The sequence below is a fragment of the Streptomyces sp. NPDC020801 genome (assembly GCF_044334385.1).
GTDB lineage: Bacteria > Actinomycetota > Actinomycetes > Streptomycetales > Streptomycetaceae > Streptomyces.
Window position 1 is genome coordinate 47988 of the sequence record NZ_JBIRST010000001.1, and the last position, 19398, is coordinate 67385.

Genomic DNA, 19398 nt, shown 5'->3' on the forward strand with positions numbered 1-19398 from the left:
CGGTCCCGGACGCCGGGGACCGTGTGTCCGTCTGATCCCTGCGGCGCCAGGGGATGCCTTCGCCGGGGACGGCGGGAGTGGGCCAGCCGGTGGGGGAGGTGTTCGTGGTGCTGGGGGACGTAGAGTCCTCCATAGGCGTTCCTCTCCGGTGAGAGGCCGGACGGGCAAGGTCCCGCCCCTCACCAGCTCGTTCGTTCAGGGATGGGCAATCGGCAGGGGAGTCTTCGGCCCTCGGCGTTGGCGCGCCGGGGGCCGCTTCGTTGTCCGCGCCAGACGCGGGGTCAGGCCGTGAGGTCGTACGACGTCTGGGCATCCAGCCACGCGTCCACCTCCCGCCAGCGGTAGCGCAGGTGCCGGCCGACCTTGTGGACGCTGGGGCCGATGCCCCGGTACTTCCACTGGTAGAGGGTCTTCACCGGTACCCCGAGGTACGCGGCCACGTCGGCGGGAGTGGCGAGCTGGTCACGCTCGGCGCCGGCAAGGCGCGGGGAGTGGTTCGGCAATGAGGTCTCCATATTGGAATCAGGGTTTTGGATGGCAGGCGTGGGCAACACAGCCACACCACCTGGGAAGTGTCCAGAGTGAATTCTGAAACTCCCGGCTACTTCCCTCGGCGCCGCCGGGGAAGACCAAAACAGTAAGGGTGGATCCCCGGTTGCCGAAATCGCTCCCACGGAAGCGGAAATTTTCTGCGGAGAAGTAACCCGCTGAAGTGCCGAATTCCGGTACCTCAGCAGCTCAGAGGTGGCGCCCAGCGCTGAGAAGTGGCGTGGTCGTCCAGCGAACATTACATCCGATAGCCGCTCAAATCGCCCAGCTCTTTGACGCGGAGGGAAGGTAGCACAACCTCCTCGCCGAAACGGCTCGTGATGTGCCGGAATTCGACGAGACGAACACCACTTCGCCTCCGGGCGACTTTTGGAGAGTTTAAGAACTAACTCTTGCCATGACGGTCGACTGCAAGTTACAGCTATTTGTCATGCCCAACCGACCTGTCGAAATAGGCCCCGCCAGCCTCCACGCCGCCCGCGCCATCAAGCACCCACGCCTTGCGCCGACCTGCCCCAGCACCAGCTCGCCGCCCCTCCCGCAGCCCTACTGCTCCCGTGGCTGACGCGCGCCGCTGCGACACACGCCACCCCCAGTCCCCAAACCCCATCCAGGAGGCCCTTCTTGGCTGACGTGTACGACCGCTGGCACAAGTCCCACCCCAAGCCCGCCGAGGCCGAGTGCGGCGAACACAAGAGCCGTACGAAGCGGATGGTCCCCACCGCCGACCACGGCATCGGCAAGCGCTGGCAGGTCCGTTACCGCGACCTGGATGGCCATCAGCGCAAGGAGAACTTCCACACGAAGGCCGAGGCGGACAACCGCGCCGCCGAGGTCGACGTCGAGATCCGACGCGGCTCCTACGTCGTCCCGGCCGAGACAAAGCAGACGCTCAGCGCCTACGCGCAGAAGTGGCTCGATGCGAACTCCGTCGGCCCGACGACCGCGCTCCGCTACGAGGCGACGGTCCGCAACCACATCGTCGAGCACCTCGGCCGACGCGAGCTGCGGTCCCTCAACCAGCCCTCGATCATTCAGGGTTGGATTCGCACGCTCCAGGACGCCGAACTGGAGGTGTCGACGATCGAGGGCATCTTCGACATCCTCTCCAGCATCTAGGGCATGGCCGTGGAGGACGGGCTGTTGCCGAAAAACCCCTGCAAGGCGAAGTCGGTCAAGCTACCGACGGCGACCAAGAAGAAGATCATCCCTTGGTCGTTGGAGCGCGTGCGCGCCGTCATTGCTGGTCTCCCGAAGCGCTTCCAGGCAGGCGGCAAGCTTGCCTTCGGCTGCGGCCTGCGCCAGGGCGAGGTGTTCGGCTTCGCAGTCGAGGACATCGACTTCAAGGGCGGCTGGATCCACGTCAACCGGCAGGTGCGGCTTGTCGGCACGAAGCCCGTCTTCGCCCTGCCCAAGGGCAACAGGATCCGGTCAGTGCCCCTGCCGGCTCAGCTCGGAGCCGCCCTCAAGGCCCACATGAAGGAGTTCCCTCCGGTCGCGGTCACCTTGCCCTGGACCAAACCGGACGGTGAGTCGAAGACGTTCCGCCTGCTCTTCGTCGACAAGAAGAAGCGGGCTTACAACCGCAGCGTCTTCAACATGGGCGACTGGAAGCGCGCCTTGGCCGCCGCCGGCGTGATCCCTCCCCGAGAGCGGGGCGCGCGCTACCTCCAGGCGGCCCCCGAGGACGGCATGCACGCCCTCCGGCACGCCTACGCCTCCGTACTCCTGGACGCGGGGGAGAGCATCAAGGCGCTCTCGGAGTACCTCGGGCACTCGGACCCGGGCTTCACGCTGCGGACGTACACGCACCTGCTGCCGTCCAGCGAAACCCGCACCCGCAAGGCGATCGACGACGCCTTCACGGAAACGGAACCGCAAGCCGAGCCGGAGGTGGAAGGCAACGGCGACCTGCCCGCTACCCAGGGCACATCAGCACCCCCAGCAAAACCAATGTGCCCCCAATGTGCCCTGGCCGCCTGACGGCCCCTCTCCGGCACCAAATAGGGCGAGGCCCGAAGACCCCGCCCAACCCGCAAGAAACCCCAGCTCAGGGCCACACCAAGCAATACGGCTGATGCCCCGCCTCATGCAACCGATGGCTGAAGTCCTGCCACTCGTGCAGCAGCTGGTACACGTTGAAGGCGTCCCGTGGGCCGCCGCGGTCGGGGACGGTGGACCAGATGAAGGCGGCCGCGCCGACCGCCTCCTCGCCGATGTCGCGGAGGGGGTCGACGACGGTCATGGGGAGCTTGACGACGGCGTAGTCGGGGTGCAGGACGACCAGCTCGAGGGGCGGAACCTTGTGCAGGGGGACGCCCTCGATGCCGGTCAGGACCATGGCGGCCATCGTCTCCGGCTTGATCTTGGTGAACATGCCGTTCATCCCGAGCTCGTCGCCGCCGAGTTCCTCGGGGCGCATCGAGATGGGGACGCGGGCCGCCGTCGCGCCGTCCGGCGCGCCGAAGTACTTGTATGTCACCCCCACCCGACCACCATTCCTGCTCCCCGACCCAAGGCTCTCGGCCCGGCGGTCGATCCGGTGATCGAATCGCCGGTCTCGCCGCTCGGGCTCATTCGGTACACCGTGTTCCTGATGCGCTTCGGTCGCCTCCTCCGCGGCGCGTCGGTGCCTTCCCCGCCGGGCACGTCGAGGACCCAGGTCATCAGTCCCCTCGCCCAGTCCGCCACCGCGATGCATATCTCCACCCGACTGCTTTTCTAGGGCGCGTGGCCCCCGCCGCGCAACCCGATCATCGTGTCAGTGACCTCCCCCACGGCCGCCCGCCGAAACGTGCGCCGAAACATCTGCCCGCGGGATCTTCGCGGCCCTCGACACGACCCTTTGCCCTGTCCATACGTACGCGGAGTCCAGTTTCTCAGATGGGGGCGGTCAAATCCGCTCCTTCGCCCCGGCGGCCCGCCCGTCCGGCCTGCCCGCCCTGCCTCCGCCCGTCCGTCCGCCGCCCCGGACTCGCCGAGGATCTGCCCGTGGGCCTGCCTCCGCCCGTCTGCCCGACTGTCGCCCGGGCCGGCTGTCCGTCCGGGCGTCCCCGCTCCGCCCCCGGCCCGCCGTGCCCGCTGGCCTACTCTGAACAGGTCACTGCCCACCGGATTCCGTAAAACCCCGAGAAATCGGAGAAGTCGCAGGTCATGAGCGAACTGCCATATCCATACGAAGCCCCCGTCTCGCAGGCGCTGTTCGACCGTGCGGCGGCGGTCACGCCCGGCGGCGTGAACTCGCCGGTGCGTGCCTTCCGCGCCGTGGGCGGTACGCCCCGGTTCATGGTGTCCGGCAGCGGTCCGTACCTGAAGGACGCCGATGGCCGGGAGTACGTCGACCTGGTGTGTTCCTGGGGGCCCATGATCCTCGGGCACTCCCACCCCGAGGTGATCGCCGCCGTGCAGGAGGCGGTCGCGCACGGTACGTCCTTCGGGACGCCCGGTGAGGGCGAGGTCGCGCTCGCCGAGGAGATGGTCGGCCGGGTCGGGCCGCTGGAGCAGGTGCGGCTCGTGTCCAGCGGGACCGAGGCCACCATGTCCGCCATCCGGCTCGCCCGCGGGTTCACGCGGCGGACCAAGGTCGTCAAGTTCGCCGGGTGTTATCACGGTCACGTCGATTCCCTTCTGGCCGCGGCCGGGTCGGGGGTCGCCACCTTCGCGCTGCCCGACACCCCCGGTGTCACCGGCGCCCAGGCCGGCGACACCATCGTGCTGCCGTACAACGACCTCGACGCGGTGCGCGCCGCCTTCGCCGCCCACCCGGGCGAGATCGCCTGCGTGATCACCGAGGCCTCGCCGGGCAACATGGGCGTCGTGCCGCCGCTGCCCGGGTTCAACCAGGGGCTGAAGGACGTGTGCGAGGCGAACGGCGCGCTCTACGTCTCCGACGAGGTCATGACCGGGTTCCGTACCAGCCGTGCCGGATGGTACGGCGTCGACGGGGTCGTACCCGACCTGATGACCTTCGGGAAGGTGATGGGCGGCGGCTTCCCCGCCGCGGCGTTCGGCGGGCGCGCCGAGGTCATGGCGCATCTCGCCCCGGCCGGGCCGGTCTACCAGGCCGGCACCCTGTCGGGGAACCCGGTCGCCACCGCCGCCGGGCTCGCCCAGCTGCGCCTGCTCGACGAGACCGCGTACGCCAAGGTGAACGCCGTGTCGCAGCAGATCCAGGCCATGGTCTCCGAGGCGCTGACCAAGGAGGGCGTCGCGCACACCCTGCAGAACGCCTCCAACATGTTCTCCGTGTTCTTCACGCAGAGGCCGGTGCGCAACTACGACGACGCCAAGGCGCAGGAGTCGTACCGTTTCACCGCCTTCTTCCACGCGATGCTGGCGAACGGCGTTTACCTGCCGCCGTCGTCCTTCGAGTCCTGGTTCGTCTCCACCGCCCACGACGAGCAGGCCCTCCAGCGGATCGCCGACGCCCTTCCGGCGGCGGCCCGGGCGGCGGCGGAGGCGACGGCGGCATGAGCGACGCGTTCGAGAAGAACGGCAACGACGACATCACCGTCGTCCACCTCATGCGGCACGGCGAGGTGGAGAACCCGACCGGGGTCCTCTACGGGCGGCTGCCCGGCTATCACCTCTCCGAGCTCGGGCGGCAGATGGCCGAGCGGGTCGCCGAGCATCTCGCCCCCCGTGACATCACCCATGTCGTGGCCTCGCCGCTGGAGCGGGCGCAGGAGACGGCGACGCCGATCGCCAAGGCGCACGGCCTCGACCTGGCCACCGACCAGCGGCTGATCGAGGCGGAGAACGTCTTCCAGGGCAAGACCTTCGGCGTCGGCGACGGCGCGCTGCGCAGGCCCGCCAACTGGAGGCACGTGGTCAACCCGTTCAAGCCGTCGTGGGGTGAGCCGTACCTCGACCAGGTGGTGCGCATGATGGGCGCGTTGGACGCGGCGAAGGACAGGGCGCGCGGGCACGAGGCGGTGCTCGTCAGCCACCAGTTGCCGATCTGGATCGTGCGTTCCCACGTCGAGCGGCGGCGGTTGTGGCACGACCCGCGCAAGCGGCAGTGCACGCTCGCCTCGCTGACCACGTTCACATACCGGGGCGACCGGATCGTGTCCGTCGGCTACACCGAGCCGGCCCGCGATCTGGTGCCGGCTCATCTCCTCGCGGGCGCCAAGCCGGTGAAGGGTCAGGGCAAGGCGTTCGGTGCGTAGCAGCTCGTTCTGCACACGGACCGTAAAGAGGCAGTAAGACCTCGGGAACTCAGGGACAATTTCGTTACATTTGTTGCGAAGTTCATATCGGGCCGCGGAACCTCCTTGTTCGTCACGGCCTCTGAGTGGGTGACCATCAGAGGACGTGACGGATCGGGGATCTCATGCGCACCTTCTCCCGAAGGGGAATACTCGGGCTCGGCGCGGGCACCGCGGCCGCAGTCGGACTTGCGGGCTGCGGCTCCCTCAAGTCCTCGGACGGCGACGGCCACGGGGGTGGTTCCGGCAAGTCCGGGGACGACGCTTCGCGTGGTACCACGAAGAACCCCGGGCGGCCCATCGGCGACGGTTCGACGGCGTACACCGGCAAGCAGCCGTTCCAGCCCGCCAAGCCGGAGCCGCTGGAGCCGGGCCAGACTCCGCCGCAGTTCGTCATCTTCTCCTGGGACGGTGCCGGTGAGGTCGGCAACGGCCTCTTCCCGCGCTTCCTGGACCTCGCCAAGCAGCACGGCGCGCACATGACCTTCTTCCTCTCCGGGCTGTACCTGCTGCCGGAGTCGAAGAAGCGCATGTACAACCCGCCGAACAACCCGCGGGGTGCCTCCGACATCGGCTACCTCACCGACGAGCACATCAAGGCCACGCTCACGAACGTGCGCCGCGCCTGGCTCGAGGGCCACGAGATCGGCACCCACTTCAACGGCCACTTCTGCGGCGAGAGCCGCGGCTCGGTCAAGTGGTGGACGCCCCAGCAGTGGCAGAGCGAGATCGACCAGGCCAAGGCCTTCGTGAAGCAGTGGAGGACCAACACCGGCTGGCACGACCTGCCCTCGCTGCCCTTCGACTACGACAAGGAGCTCGCCGGCGGCCGCACCCCCTGCCTGCTGGGTCAGGGCAACCTGCTCCCCACCGCCCGCAAGCTCGGCTGGCGCTACGACGCCTCCTCGCCCGGCGGCATCCAGGTGTGGCCGGTGAAGAAGCTGGGGATCTGGGACCTGCCGTTGCAGCAGATACCCTTCCCGGGCCGCAAGTTCGAGGTCCTCTCGATGGACTACAACATGATGGCCAACCAGTCGCTGAACTCCACCAAGGCCCCGGCCTACAACTACCCGGGCTGGCGCCAGCAGTCCGCCCAGGCGTACATCCAGGGCTTTGAGCGGGCATACAAGACAAACCGGGCGCCTCTCTTCATAGGCAACCATTTCGAGCACTGGAACGGCGGCATCTACATGGACTCCGTCGAGGAGGCCTTCAAGCACATCGCGCGGGAGAAGGAGAAGGGCGCGGACGTGCGCCTGGTCTCCTTCCGGCAGTTCGTCGACTGGATGGACGCGCAGAAGCCGGAGGTGCTCGCCAAGCTGCACACCCTGGGGGTGGGGCAGCAGCCGGCCGGCGGCTGGAAGGAGTTCCTGAAGGACACCGGCACCAGCGGCACGGGCTCGCAGAACGGCGCCTGAAATGCGGTTTTCCGACCGCGAGGGGGGTGCGCGAGATCCCCGGAACGGACATGCGAAACTTTTCACATGAGTGCCGTCAGCCGCGCCCCCCAGTGCTCGAACCGGGCGAACCGTACGCCCCGTCCGCACCGCACGCGCACGAGCCGCGTCCGTAGCCGCGCCGCCCTGCTCGCCGCGGGGACCGCCGTCGCGGCACTCACGCTGTCCGCGTGCGGCTCCGGCGGCACCTCCGGAGGCTCGGGCAACACCAACTTCATCACCGGCTCCGACGGCATCGCGACCGTGAAGAAGGGCGAGCGCAAGCCCGCCCCGGACCTGTCCGGCAGGACCGTCGACGGCAAGCAGCTCGACATCGCCGCCTACAAGGGCAAGATCGTCGTGCTCAACGTCTGGGGCTCGTGGTGCTCGCCGTGCCGCGCCGAGGCGCCCAACCTCGTGAAGGTGGCCAAGGACACCGCGGCCAAGGGCGTGCAGTTCGTCGGCATCAACACCCGCGACACCAGCACCCAGCCGGCCCAGGCGTTCGAGAAGCAGTACGGGGTGCCGTACCCGAGCCTGTACGACCCCACCGGCAAGCTCATGCTCCGCTTCAAGAAGGGCACTCTCAACCCGCAGCTCATCCCGACCACGATCATCGTCGACCGGGACGGGAACATCGCGGCGCGCGCCCTGCAGGCGCTCAGCGAGGACAAGCTGCGCAAGATGCTCGACCCGGTCGTCGCGGAGAAGTGAGCCGTCGTGCTACTGGCCGCAGTCACTGATGCCACCCAGGCAGTCACCAGTCCCAACCAGACGGTGTTCAGCGGAGCCCTGCTGCTCGCGCTGCCCATCGCCGTGCTCGGTGGGCTCGTTTCCTTCTTCTCCCCCTGCGTGCTGCCGCTCGTCCCGGGCTATCTGTCCTACGTGACCGGGGTCACCGGCACCGACCTGGCCGAGGCCCGGCGCGGGCGGATGGTCACCGGCGCCTCCCTCTTCGTCCTCGGCTTCACCGCCGTCTTCGTCTCCGGCGGCGCGCTGTTCGGCTCCTTCGGGTACACCCTGCAGGACCACAAGGGCACCCTGTCCAAGGTGCTGGGCGTGTTCATGATCCTCATGGGCCTCTTCTTCATGGGCCTGATGCCCTGGCTCACACAGCGCGAGTTCCGCTTCCACAAGCGGCCGGCCGCAGGTCTGGTGGGCGCGCCGGTCCTCGGAGCCCTGTTCGGGGTGGGCTGGACCCCGTGCATCGGCCCGACCCTCGCCTCCGTGGTGGCCCTCTCCTCCGACCAGGCGAGCGCCGGCCGCGGGGCCCTGCTCATGGTCGCCTACTGCGCCGGCCTCGGCATCCCCTTCGTCATCACCGCCGTCGCCTTCCGCAAGGCGCTCGGCGCCTTCGGCTGGGTCAAGCGTCACTATGTCTGGGTGCTGCGCATCGGCGGCACGATGATGATCGTGACCGGTGTGCTGCTGCTCACCGGCGCCTGGGACCGGCTGGTGCACGAGATGCAGACCTGGTCCAGCGGCTTCACTGTGGGGATCTGATCCATGAGCAAGACGACAACCGGCACGCCCGCCGACGAGACCCCGGCCGCCGCGCCCTCCGGTGACGACGACCTGGGCGCCGCCGGCTCCCAGCTGTCCACCGCCCCCACCGAGACGGCCGTCCCCGGCTCCTTCGGCGGCAACCGCGCCCCCGGCCTGACCGGCTCCCTCGCCTGGACCGCGCGCGAGATCCTCGGCTGGGCCCGCTGGTTCTGGCGGCAGCTGACCTCGATGCGGGTCGCGCTGCTGCTGCTGTTCCTGCTCTCCCTCGGCGCCGTGCCCGGCTCGCTGATCCCGCAGACCAACACCAACGCCATGAAGGTCGACGCCTTCAGGCAGTCGCACCGGACGCTGGCGCCTGTCTACGACAAGCTCGGGCTGTTCCACGTCTACAGCTCGGCGTGGTTCTCCGCGATCTACATCCTGCTGTTCGTCTCCCTCATCGGCTGCATCGTGCCGCGCACCTGGCAGTTCGCCGGCCAGCTGCGCAGCCGTCCGCCGGGCGCCCCCAAGCGGCTGACCCGGCTGCCCGCGTACGCCACCTGGCGCACCGACGCCGGGCCCGAGGAGGTCCGCGAGGCCGCGCTGAAGGTGCTCGGCCAGCGTCGCTACCGCGCTTTCCCCCACAGCCTTGACGGCGTGGGGGGTACCCCCATCGCCGGTGAGGCCGTCGCCGCGGAGAAGGGCTATCTGCGCGAGGCCGGCAACCTCGTGTTCCACATCGCGCTGATCGTGATGCTGGTTGCCTTCGCCTGGGGCCAGCTGTACAAGACCGAGGGCAACAAACTGGTCGTCGAGGGCGACGGGTTCGCCAACACCCTCACCCAGTACGACGACTTCAAGTCCGGCAACCTCTTCAACGACGACGACCTGGTGCCGTTCAGCTTCAACCTGAAGAAGTTCACCGCCACCTACGAGCGCACCGGCCCCAACAAGGGCACTCCGCGCACCTTCCAGGCGGCCATCGACTACAGCGTGGGCGCCGACGGCAAGGACCAGCACACCACGGTCAAGGTCAACGAGCCGCTGGAGATCGGCGACGCCAAGGTCTACCTGGTCAGCCACGGCTACGCCCCAACGGTCACGGTCCGCGACGGCAAGGGCGACGTGGTCCTGCACCAGGCCGTGCCGCTGCTGCCGATCGACCCCAACGAGACCTCGCAGGGCGCCGTCCGGGTCCTCGACGGCTACCGCAACGCCCAGGGGCAGTCCGAACAGCTCGGCTTCTCCGCGTTCTTCGTGCCCACCTTCGCCGGGGCCGGCAAGGGCACGATGTTCTCCCAGTTCCCCGCGCTGGACTTCCCCGTCCTCGCGGTGTCCGGCTTCCACGGCGACCTGGGTGTCAACGCGGGCATCCCGCGCAACGTGTACCAGCTGGACACGACCAACATGAAGCAGTTCAAGGACGCCAAGGGCAACATCGTCAAGGCCCGGCTGCTGCCCGGCGAGACCATGACGCTGCCCGGTGGCGCCGGCTCCATCACCTTCGACAAGGACATCAAGGAGTGGGCCGGCTTCCAGATCGTCCAGCAGCCCGGCACCGGCTGGGCGCTGGGCGGCGCGATCACCGCGATCTTCGGCCTGGCCGGCTCGCTGTTCATCCAGCGCCGCCGCGTCTGGGTGCGCGCCGTCCGGGGCGCCGACGGCACGACGGTCGTCGAGGTGGCGGGGCTGGGCCGCAGCGAGTCCGCGAAGCTCCCCGAGGAGATCGGCGACCTGGCCGCCCTCGTCCACGAAAAGGCACCCGCGCAGCAAGACGCCGACCCCGACCAGGAGCCGGACGCCGACACTCCCGTACCCGCCGAAGGGGCTGAGGACAAGTGACTCTCGCCGCCGCAACAGAGCTCGCCACGGCGACCAACGAGCATCTGGCGAACATCAGCAACACGCTGATCTACTCCGCCATGGCCGTCTACACCCTGGCCTTCTTCGCGTACATCGCCGAATGGCTCTTCGGCAGCCGCAGCAAGGTCGCCCGCACGGCCGCCGCGCTGACCGCCACCGCCGGCGCGGCCGAGGCGCAGGGCCCCGCGGTGACGGTGAAGCAGAAGGCGCGAAGCTCCAGCGGAGCCGACGCTCACGTCGGGGGCACCGCGGTCCTGGAGCGACCGAAGGTCGTCGTACGGTCCGTGGCCGGCGCCCGTGACGTGCCCGACGGGCCCGGCGCGCACGGCGGCGACGAGCAGGGCGACCTGTACGGCCGGATCGCCGTCTCCCTCACCGTGCTCGCCTTCCTCGTCGAGCTGAGCGGAGTGATCGCCCGCGCGGTCTCCGTGGGGCGCGCGCCGTGGGGCAACATGTACGAGTTCAACATCACCTTCTCCACGGTCGCGGTCGGCGTGTACCTCGCGCTGCTCGCGCTGAGGAAGAACGTTCGCTGGCTCGGCCTGTTCCTGACCACCACGGTCCTGCTCGACCTCGGCCTCGCGGTCACCGTCCTGTACACGGCCAGCGACCAGCTGGTCCCCGCCCTGCACTCGTACTGGCTCTACATCCACGTCTCCACCGCGATCATCTGCGGCGCGGTCTTCTACGTCGGTGCGGTCGGCACCCTGCTGTACCTCTTCAAGGACTCCTACGAGAACAAGATCGCCTCCGGCGGAAGGGCCGGCCGCTTCGCGACCTCCGTCCTGGAGCGGCTGCCCTCCTCGGCGTCCCTGGACAAGTTCTCCTACCGCATCAACGCCGCCGTCTTCCCGCTGTGGACGTTCACGATCATCGCGGGCGCCATCTGGGCAGAGTCGGCCTGGGGCCGCTACTGGGGCTGGGACCCCAAGGAGACCTGGGCCTTCATCACCTGGGTCGCCTACGCCTGCTACCTGCACGCCCGCTCCACGGCCGGCTGGAAGGGCCGCAAGGCCGCCTACATCGCGCTGATCGCGTTCGGCTGCTGGCTGTTCAACTACTACGGCGTCAACATCTTCGTGGGCGGCAAGCACTCCTACGCGGGCGTGTGAGACCGCGCGCGACACTGGAGGCATGACCGGTTCCATCGAACAGGGCACCAGCCAGACCCATGGGAACACGCACATGCTCGGCTTTCTCGTGCGGCTTCCCAGACCCATGGAGACGGTCTGGCCGATGCTGTCCACAGCGGAGGGGCTCGCGGGCTGGTGCACCGCCGCCGACGAGCTGGAACCCCGGCTCGGCGGCGCGGTCAGCCTGCGTGACCTCGGCAGCGGGCGGGTCACCGCGTGGGACGTCGACCGGGTGGCCGAGTACACCCTGGAGCGCGGCGGCCGTATCCGCTTCCACCTGGAACGTGACGGCGCCGACGGCTGCGCGCTCCGCTTCACCCACGAGTTCCGCGGTGAAGGCGAGTCGGAGTCGCGCTGGCGGGCTCGCTTCGAACGTTTGATCGAGCTCTTGCGGATGCCGGAGCGGGCGTAACGGCCTACGCGCCGATGTCCTCCTGCCACAGAGCCGGATGGCTCCTGATGAACTCGCGCATCAGGGCGATGCACCCCGGATCCTTGAGGAGCACGATCTCCACGCCGTGCTCCGCCAGCCAGTCGTGGCCCCCGCGGAAGGTGACCGCCTCGCCGACGACGACCCGGGAGATGCCGAACTGCCGGATCAGCCCGCTGCAGTACCAGCAGGGGGAGAGGGTGGTCACCATCGTCGTGCCCCGGTACGAACGCTGACGCCCCGCGGCGCGGAAGGCCGCCGTCTCCGCGTGCATCGACGGGTCGTCGTCCTGGACGCGGCGGTTGTGGCCCCCGCCGAGGAGGGTGCCGTCGGCTCCGTAGAGCGCGGCGCCGATGGGGATGCCGCCCTCGGCCAGCCCGGCACGGGCCTCGGCCACGGCGGTGGCGAGCCACTGCCGTGCCCGCGCTTGCGTCTGTGCCGCCTGTGCCTGCGTCTCGGCCGCCTGGTCCCGGGCCTGTGCCGCCTGGGCCTGCGCTGCCTGTGCCGCCTGTGCCGTCTGCGCCGCTTGGGCCTGTGCCGTCTGCGCCGCCCGGGCCTGTGCCGTCTGCGCTCGTGCCGGATCCATGTCCTCACTGTGCGGGCGCCGAAAGCGCACGGCAACGTGCGCCGGCCGCCCGAGGAAACCCTGCCGCCCGCACTCTGTAACCTGTCCCGATCGCCGCCGTGCGCGCGGCGGTTGAGCCCGGGCGGGTGGGAGGAAATCGTCATGGTTGCTGCTCCGGTCCTTCAGGAGCTGCGGGAGGTCTGCCAGCCGCAGGCGAAGCTGGCGAGCCGCAACGGCGAGCACTGGGCGGGCCGCCTGTACATGCGCAGGATCTCCCTGCGGGCGACCCGGCAGCTGGTGCGCACCCCCGTCACCCCGGACCAGCTGACCTGGACGATGGTGGTGTGCGGGGTCGCCTCCGGGGCGGCGCTGATGATGCCCGGCCCGGCCGGAGCCGTCCTGGCCGTCGTCCTGATGCAGCTCTTCCTCCTCTTCGACTGCGTGGACGGCGAGGTGGCCCGCTGGAAGGGCCAGAACAGCGCGGCCGGCATCTACGTCGACCGGCTCGGCGCCTATCTGGCGGACGCGGCCCTGATGGCGGGCGCCGGCTACCGCGCGGCCGAGTCGGGCCTCGGCGGCTGGCTGTCGGTCGGCATCGCCACCGCGCTCGGCGTGGTCCTGCTGAAGGCCTCGACCGACCTGGTGGACGTGGCACGCGCCCGGAGCGGCCTCGGCGTCGTCGACGACGAGTCGACCCGGCCGCGCTCGCAGGGCGTGGCCACGGTGCGCCGGCTCGCGGCCGCGTTCAAGATCCACCGGGTGACCAACGGCATCGAGGCCTCCCTCGTACTGCTGGCGGCCGCGGCCGGGGACGTGCTCACCGGCGGCGTGGACGCGACCCGCTGGGCGCTGGCCGCCCTCGCGGTCATCACCTGGGTGATGGTCCCGGCCCACCTGCTGTCGATCCTGTCCTCGTCCAGACTGCGCTGAGGAACCGGGCCGGGGGCCGGCCCCCTCAGGTGCGGCCGGTCGGCGAGCCGCCGGGCCCCTCGGGTGCGGCCGGTCGCGAGCCGCCGGGGACCCCCGGGCCGGCCTCAGTCCCCGGTGGTCTCGCCGCGCTCGCGGCGGCGCAGTTCCTCCTCGCGGCGGCGCAGATCGGCCTCCCAGTCCTTGAGCAGGGCCTCGTCCTTGTTGTTCTCGGCCTTCAGCGACTTCAGGAACTCGGGGTCGTCGTCGGGGGCGACCCACGTGGAGCGGTGGTTGCGGTGCCACTGCGAGGGCGTGGAGCCGTTCGCGGGGGTGTGGCGCACCTTGCCCGCCGCCAGCCAGGCGATCGGGCCGACCAGTACCTCGCCGAAGAGCAGGATGACGATCACCCAGCCCACCTTCGGAAGCCCGCGGACCTCCTCCTCGGGGGTGTTGAGGCAGTCGATGAAAGCGTAGATCCACAACGCCAGGACCAGCAGGAACGGCAGATACCGGAACATCGTGGTGCGATCCCCCAGGAGACGGCGACGGGGCACGGACGGCCCCGGTGACCGGGACAGGTTAGCGGGTGGCAGATACTGGGACGCATGGCTTACGACGATCTTCGCTCCCTGCTCAGGGCGCTGGAGCGCGAGGGCGACCTCAAGCGCATCAAGGCCGAGGTCGACCCGTATCTGGAGATCGGTGAGATCGTCGACCGGGTGCAGAAGTCCGGCGGTCCCGCGCTGCTCTTCGAGAACGTGCGCGGCTCCGGCATGCCGCTCGCCATGAACGTCTTCGGCACCGACCGGCGGCTGCTGAAGGCGCTCGGCCTGAAGTCGTACGGCGAGATCTCCGACAGGATCGGCGGGCTGCTGCGGCCCGAGCTGCCGCACGGGTTCGTGGGCGTGCGCGAGGCCTTCGGCAAGCTCGGCGCGATGACACACGTACCGCCGAAGAAGGTGAAGTCCGACAACGCCCCGGTGCAGGAGGTCGTCCTGCACGGCGACGACGTCGACCTCGACCGGCTGCCCGCGGTGTTCACCTGGCCGCAGGACGGCGGTTCCTTCTTCAACCTGGGGCTCACCCACACCAAGGACCCTCAGACGGGCATCCGCAACCTCGGGCTGTACCGCCTGCAGCGCCACGACAAGCGCACCGTCGGCATGCACTGGCAGATCCACAAGGACAGCCGCAACCACTACCAGGTGGCCGCGCGCAGGGGCGAGCGGCTGCCGGTCGCCATCGCCTTCGGGTGCCCGCCAGCCGTGACGTACGCCTCCACCGCCCCGCTGCCCGGCGACATCGACGAGTACCTGTTCGCCGGGTTCATCGCGGGCAAGCGGATCGAGATGGTCGACTGCAAGACCGTGCCGCTCCAGGTCCCGGCGAACGCCGAGGTGGTCCTGGAGGGCTGGCTGGAGCCCGGGAAGATGCTGCCCGAGGGCCCCTTCGGCGACCACACCGGCTTCTACACCCCGCAGGAGCCCTTCCCGGCGCTGACCATCGACTGCGTGACGATGCGCAGGCGGCCGCTGCTCCAGTCGATCGTCGTGGGCCGGCCCCCGACGGAGGACGGGCCGCTGGGCCGCGCGACCGAGCGCTTCTTCCTCCCGTTGCTGAAGATCATCGTGCCGGACATCGTGGACTACCACCTGCCCGAGGCGGGCGGCTTCCACAACTGCGCGATCGTCTCCATCGACAAGAAGTACCCCAAGCACGCCCAGAAGGTGATGCACGCCGTCTGGGGGGCACACATGATGTCGCTGACCAAGCTGATCGTGGTCGTCGACGCCGACTGCGACGTGCACGATCTGCACGAGGTCGCCTGGCGCGCCCTCGGCAACACGGACTACGCCCGTGACCTCACCGTCGTGGAGGGCCCCGTCGACCATCTCGACCACGCCTCCTACCAGCAGTTCTGGGGCGGCAAGGCGGGGATCGACGCGACCAGGAAGCTGCCGGAGGAGGGCTACACCCGCGACGGCGGCTGGCCCGAGATGGTGCTGTCCGACCCGGAGACGGCGGCGAAGGTCGACCGCCGGTGGAAGGAGTACGGCCTGTGAGTTCCGCTTCCGCCGCGATCCCGCAGCCGGGGCGCACCAAGGCGTTCCTCCGTCTGGTGATGATCGAGCACTCGGTCTTCGCGCTGCCCTTCGCCTATATCGCCGCGCTGACCGCGATGTACGAGTGGGACAGCAACATCCACTGGGGACGGCTGCTGCTGGTCACCCTGGCGATGGTGGGTCTGCGCACCTTCGCCATGGCCGTGAACCGGATCATCGACCGAGAGATCGACGCCCGCAATCCGCGCACCGCCCACCGTGAACTGGTGACCGGCGCGATGTCGGTGCGGCACGCCTGGACGGGCGCCCTGGTCGCCCTGGTCGTCTTCCTGGGCGCGGCCGCCCTGCTCAACCCGCTGTGCCTGGCCCTCGCCCCCATCGCCGTGATCCCGATGGTGGTCTACCCCTACGGCAAGCGGTTCACCAACTTCCCGCAGGCCATCCTGGGCCTCGCGCAGGCGATGGGCCCGATCGGCGGCTGGCTGGCGATCAGCGGCGAGTGGTCCTGGAACGCGGTGATCCTGGGCCTGGCCGTCGGCATCTGGATCGGCGGCTTCGACCTGATCTACGCGTGCCAGGACGTCGAGACCGACCGCGAGATCGGCGTCATGTCGGTCCCGGCCCGCTTCGGCATCCCGGCCGCGATCTGGGGAGCGCGCGGCTGCCACCTGGTCACCACGGCCCTGTTCGTCTGGTACGCGGTCGTCACCGGAGCCGGTGCCTTCTTCTGGCTGGGCCTTGTCGTCGTCGCGGGCGCGTTCGTCTACGAGCACACGATTGTCCGCCCGCACGACCTGTCCCGCCTCAACCGCGCCTTCTTCAGCGTCAACGGCTTCATCGGCATCGCCCTGTTCGCGTGCGCCCTGCTGGATCTGCTGGTACGCGGGCTGACCGTCTAGTGCTGTGGCCGGAAAGGTTTGCCGGAGAGCTCGCGGCGTCCGGTGCGGTGCATCGCAGGGCGGAGCATCGCCCGCGTACTGGATGTCCTCGGGTGATGCGACAACGCGGAGAGGTGCCGTGCCGGGCGTCGCGAGCCGGTGAACCTTTCCGGTCGCAGCACCAGGCGCACGGCCGATGGACGCCTGTGACAGCGGGTCTCGGGCCCGGCCCGGACCCTTGGCCGGTGCCCATCCCGCGGCGCCGGATAGGCTCGGTGTTGTGAACCCAGTCAAGCCAGGGAAGACGTCGCGTACGCCTTGGATCGTAGGGGTGTCCGGCGCGTCCGGCACCCCGTATGCGGCCTCCGTGCTGCGCGCGCTGCTGGACGCCGGCGAGAGCGTCGACCTGGTGGTCAGCCGGGCCTCGCGGCTCACCCTGCTGGACGAGACCGGTATCTCCTTCCGGGACGCCCACTGGCAGGACGACCTGCGGGAATGGCTGTCGATGGGCGCCGACGGCAAGCCCGGCACCTTCGACGTGGACGTCACGGGGGTGGCGTACTGGAGCGCCGGCGACCTGGCGGCCGGGCCGTCCTCGGGGTCGTACCCGGCGAAGGGCATGCTCATCGTCCCCGCTTCGACGGCGTGCGTGGCGGGAGTCGCGCTCGGGCTGTCGAAGGACCTGCTGCAGCGGGCCGCGAGCGTCACCCTCAAGGAGGGCCGGCCGCTGGTCGTGGCCGTACGGGAGACCCCGCTGAACGGGCAGACGCTGCGGCATCTGGTGACACTGGACGACGCGGGCGCCACCGTCCTGCCCGCCTCGCCCGCCTTCTACGCCGGCGCGACGCACATCCAGCACCTGGTGGACTTCGTCGCCGGCCGGGCCCTCGACGCGGTGGGCGTACCCCACCGGCTGTACCGCCGCTGGGAGGGCGAACTGGGCGGCTCCCGGCCCGCGTGAGCGGCGTGGGCGCCGGGCCGGACCGGTAGGACCCGGTACCGGTAGACCCGTAGCGGTAGACCCGTAGCGGTAGGACCCGGTACCGGCAGGACCCGGTACCAGCAGTACCAGCACCACTCGACACTTCAGGAACTTCGCAGATCTCTCTTCGGATCTCTACAGCGGAAGGCTTCGATCGCATGGACGCGGTGGACAGGCAGCTCATCCAGGCCCTGAGGGAGAACGGCCGGGCCTCCTACGCGGAGCTGGGGCGCCTCGTCGGCCTGTCGGGACCGAGCGTCACCGACCGCATCAACCGGCTGGAGGCGGCCGGGGTCATCACCGGCTACCGGGCCACCGTGGACGCCCCCTCGCTCGGCCTCGGCGTCACGGCCCTGATCGGCATCTCGCTCTCCGACGCCGCCGACCACGAGGACGTGGCACGCCGGCTCAAGGATCTGCCCGAGATCGAGGACTGCTGGTTCATCGCGGGCGACGACTCCTTCATGCTCAAGGTGCGCGCGACGGACGTCGACGGACTGGAGAGGATCATCCGGCGGCTGTCCGGGACCAAGGGCGTCTCCCGGACCCGTACCACGATCGTGCTCTCCACGAAGTGGGAGAACCGGGTGGGCGAGCTGCCCGAAGAGGTCTAGCGGCCCCGGCGCGGGGCGCCGCCCGGGGGCACTTGCGCCCGGAGGGCGGAGGGTACGGTTTACGGAGTCTTCCGGGAAAGAGGTATGGGCATGGACGTCGGGCTCAAGCGCGAGCTGGAGGAGAAGGTCCGCTCCGGGGAGCGGCTGACCCGCGAGGACGGCATCGCGCTGTACGAGTCGGACGATCTGGCATGGCTCGGCGGCCTCGCCCACGAGGTGCGCACCCGCAAGAACGGCGACGTGGTGCACTTCAACGTCAACCGCCACCTCAACATGACCAACGTGTGCACCGCGTCCTGCGCCTACTGCTCCTTCCAGCGCAAGCCGGGCGAGAAGGACGCGTACACGATGCGCATCGAGGAGGCCGTCAAGCTGGCCAGGGCGATGGAGTCGGAGAACCTCACCGAGCTGCACATCGTCAACGGCCTGCACCCGAACCTGCCGTGGCGCTACTACCCGCGTTCGCTGCGCGAGCTGAAGACCGCCCTCCCCAACGTGTCGCTGAAGGCGTTCACGGCCACCGAGATCCACCACTTCGAGACCATCTCGGGGCTGAGTGCTTCCGAGATCCTCGACGAGCTGATCGACGCGGGCCTGGAGTCGCTGACCGGCGGCGGCGCGGAGATCTTCGACTGGGAGGTCCGTCAGCACATCGTGGACCACCGGACCCACTGGGAGGACTGGTCCCGCATCCACCGGCTGGCGCACGAGAAGGGTCTGAAGACCCCGTGCACCATGCTCTACGGCCACATCGAGGAGCCCCGTCACCGCGTCGACCACGTGCTGCGGCTGCGTGAGCTGCAGGACGAGACCGGCGGTTTCCAGGTCTTCATCCCGCTGCGCTACCAGCACGACTTCGTGGACATGAAGGACGGCAAGGTCCGCAACCGCCTCCAGGCCCGTACCACGATGGCGACGGGCGCCGAGGCCCTGAAGACCTTCGCCGTCTCGCGGCTCCTCTTCGACAACGTCCGGCACGTCAAGGTCTTCTGGGTGATGCACGGCGTGCAGACCGCCCAGCTCGCGCTGCAGCACGGCGCCGACGACATGGACGGCTCGGTCGTCGAGTACAAGATCACGCACGACGCGGACAACTTCGGCACCCCGAACAAGCTGACCCGCGACGACCTGCTGGAGCTGATCCGCGACGCGGGCTTCCGGCCGGTGGAGCGCAACACCCGCTACGAGATCATCCGGGAGTACGACGGCCCGGACGCGGAGCGCCGCGAGTCGCCGCAGCCCATGCGGGTGTGACCGCGCGCGCCCGGTGATGCCGTGGGC

At 69.5% G+C, this 19398-nt stretch carries 17 protein-coding genes and 2 pseudogenes; 15 read left to right on the forward strand and 4 right to left on the reverse strand.

Translation table 11 applies throughout. From position 1 onward, the window contains the following. Positions 1–281: 281 nt before the first annotated feature. Positions 282–515, reverse strand: coding sequence for an AlpA family transcriptional regulator (locus ACH4UM_RS00220; protein ID WP_170320875.1), 234 nt, complete (start codon positions 513–515; stop codon positions 282–284). 667 nt (positions 516–1182) lie between these two features. Here ACH4UM_RS00220 and ACH4UM_RS00225 point away from each other — a divergent pair. After that, positions 1183–2532: pseudogene (locus ACH4UM_RS00225) on the forward strand (tyrosine-type recombinase/integrase). A 67-nt stretch (positions 2533–2599) separates the two neighbouring features. Here the strand turns inward: ACH4UM_RS00225 and ACH4UM_RS00230 are convergent. Then, a complete protein-coding gene (locus ACH4UM_RS00230; protein ID WP_398171931.1) occupies positions 2600–3250 on the reverse strand; it encodes a hypothetical protein in 651 nt (216 codons plus the stop codon). 452 nt (positions 3251–3702) lie between these two features. Here ACH4UM_RS00230 and hemL point away from each other — a divergent pair, with 452 nt between their 5' ends. The 8 genes from hemL to ACH4UM_RS00270 all read left to right on the forward strand — a co-directional run bounded on the left by hemL (position 3703) and on the right by ACH4UM_RS00270 (position 12088). Next, positions 3703–5022 carry a glutamate-1-semialdehyde 2,1-aminomutase gene (gene hemL, locus ACH4UM_RS00235; RefSeq protein WP_398171933.1) on the forward strand — a complete coding sequence of 440 codons (1320 nt, stop codon included), beginning with the start codon at positions 3703–3705 and terminating at the stop codon, positions 5020–5022. Beyond that, positions 5019–5720 (forward strand): histidine phosphatase family protein, encoded by a 702-nt coding sequence (locus ACH4UM_RS00240; protein WP_398171935.1) that lies wholly within the window; start codon positions 5019–5021, stop codon positions 5718–5720. The genes hemL and ACH4UM_RS00240 overlap by 4 nt, the downstream gene beginning before the upstream one ends. Positions 5721–5884: 164 nt before the next feature. Beyond that, positions 5885–7177 carry a hypothetical protein gene (locus ACH4UM_RS00245; protein ID WP_398171937.1) on the forward strand — a complete coding sequence of 431 codons (1293 nt, stop codon included), beginning with the start codon at positions 5885–5887 and terminating at the stop codon, positions 7175–7177. Between the two features lie 66 nt (positions 7178–7243). Next, on the forward strand, positions 7244–7909 hold the full coding sequence (locus ACH4UM_RS00250) for a TlpA family protein disulfide reductase (RefSeq protein WP_398171939.1): 666 nt from the start codon (positions 7244–7246) through the stop codon (positions 7907–7909). 6 nt (positions 7910–7915) lie between these two features. Further along, a complete protein-coding gene (locus ACH4UM_RS00255; protein ID WP_398171941.1) occupies positions 7916–8698 on the forward strand; it encodes a cytochrome c biogenesis CcdA family protein in 783 nt (260 codons plus the stop codon). Between the two features lie 3 nt (positions 8699–8701). Next, the gene (locus ACH4UM_RS00260; protein ID WP_398171943.1) at positions 8702–10522 is read left to right on the forward strand and encodes a cytochrome c biogenesis protein ResB; all 1821 of its coding nucleotides are present in this window, start codon (positions 8702–8704) and stop codon (positions 10520–10522) included. After that, on the forward strand, positions 10519–11655 hold the full coding sequence (gene ccsB, locus ACH4UM_RS00265) for a c-type cytochrome biogenesis protein CcsB (protein ID WP_398171945.1): 1137 nt from the start codon (positions 10519–10521) through the stop codon (positions 11653–11655). Before ACH4UM_RS00260 ends, ccsB begins: the two co-directional genes overlap by 4 nt. Before the next feature lie 22 nt (positions 11656–11677). Next, a complete protein-coding gene (locus tag ACH4UM_RS00270; RefSeq protein WP_398171947.1) occupies positions 11678–12088 on the forward strand; it encodes an SRPBCC domain-containing protein in 411 nt (136 codons plus the stop codon). Positions 12089–12092: 4 nt separating this feature from the next. Here ACH4UM_RS00270 and ACH4UM_RS00275 read toward each other — a convergent pair. Further along, positions 12093–12536 (reverse strand): annotated as a pseudogene (locus ACH4UM_RS00275) (nucleoside deaminase); the annotation flags it as partial. 297 nt (positions 12537–12833) lie between these two features. Between ACH4UM_RS00275 and ACH4UM_RS00280 the strand changes: the two are divergent. Continuing rightward, positions 12834–13601 carry a CDP-alcohol phosphatidyltransferase family protein gene (locus ACH4UM_RS00280; protein ID WP_398171949.1) on the forward strand — a complete coding sequence of 256 codons (768 nt, stop codon included), beginning with the start codon at positions 12834–12836 and terminating at the stop codon, positions 13599–13601. 104 nt (positions 13602–13705) lie between these two features. Here ACH4UM_RS00280 and ACH4UM_RS00285 read toward each other — a convergent pair whose 3' ends face one another. Further along, on the reverse strand, positions 13706–14098 hold the full coding sequence (locus ACH4UM_RS00285; RefSeq protein WP_398171951.1) for a PLD nuclease N-terminal domain-containing protein: 393 nt from the start codon (positions 14096–14098) through the stop codon (positions 13706–13708). Between the two features lie 87 nt (positions 14099–14185). On the opposite strand from ACH4UM_RS00285, the gene ACH4UM_RS00290 reads away from it, so the two are divergent. The 5 genes from ACH4UM_RS00290 (at position 14186) to mqnE (ending at position 19371) form a co-directional block, all read left to right on the forward strand. After that, positions 14186–15643: a menaquinone biosynthesis decarboxylase gene (locus ACH4UM_RS00290; protein ID WP_398171953.1), complete on the forward strand. Its 1458-nt coding sequence runs from the start codon at positions 14186–14188 to the stop codon at positions 15641–15643. Next, entirely contained in the window at positions 15640–16542 is a 903-nt protein-coding gene (gene mqnP / locus ACH4UM_RS00295; RefSeq protein ID WP_398171955.1) for a menaquinone biosynthesis prenyltransferase MqnP, read from the forward strand. The genes ACH4UM_RS00290 and mqnP overlap by 4 nt, the downstream gene beginning before the upstream one ends. 259 nt (positions 16543–16801) lie before the next feature. Next, positions 16802–17482 (forward strand): UbiX family flavin prenyltransferase, encoded by a 681-nt coding sequence (locus ACH4UM_RS00300; RefSeq protein ID WP_398171957.1) that lies wholly within the window; start codon positions 16802–16804, stop codon positions 17480–17482. 179 nt (positions 17483–17661) lie between these two features. After that, positions 17662–18117, forward strand: coding sequence for an Lrp/AsnC family transcriptional regulator (locus ACH4UM_RS00305; RefSeq protein ID WP_398171959.1), 456 nt, complete (start codon positions 17662–17664; stop codon positions 18115–18117). Positions 18118–18207: 90 nt separating this feature from the next. Then, a complete protein-coding gene (gene mqnE, locus ACH4UM_RS00310; protein WP_398171961.1) occupies positions 18208–19371 on the forward strand; it encodes an aminofutalosine synthase MqnE in 1164 nt (387 codons plus the stop codon). Positions 19372–19398: the final 27 nt, after the last annotated feature.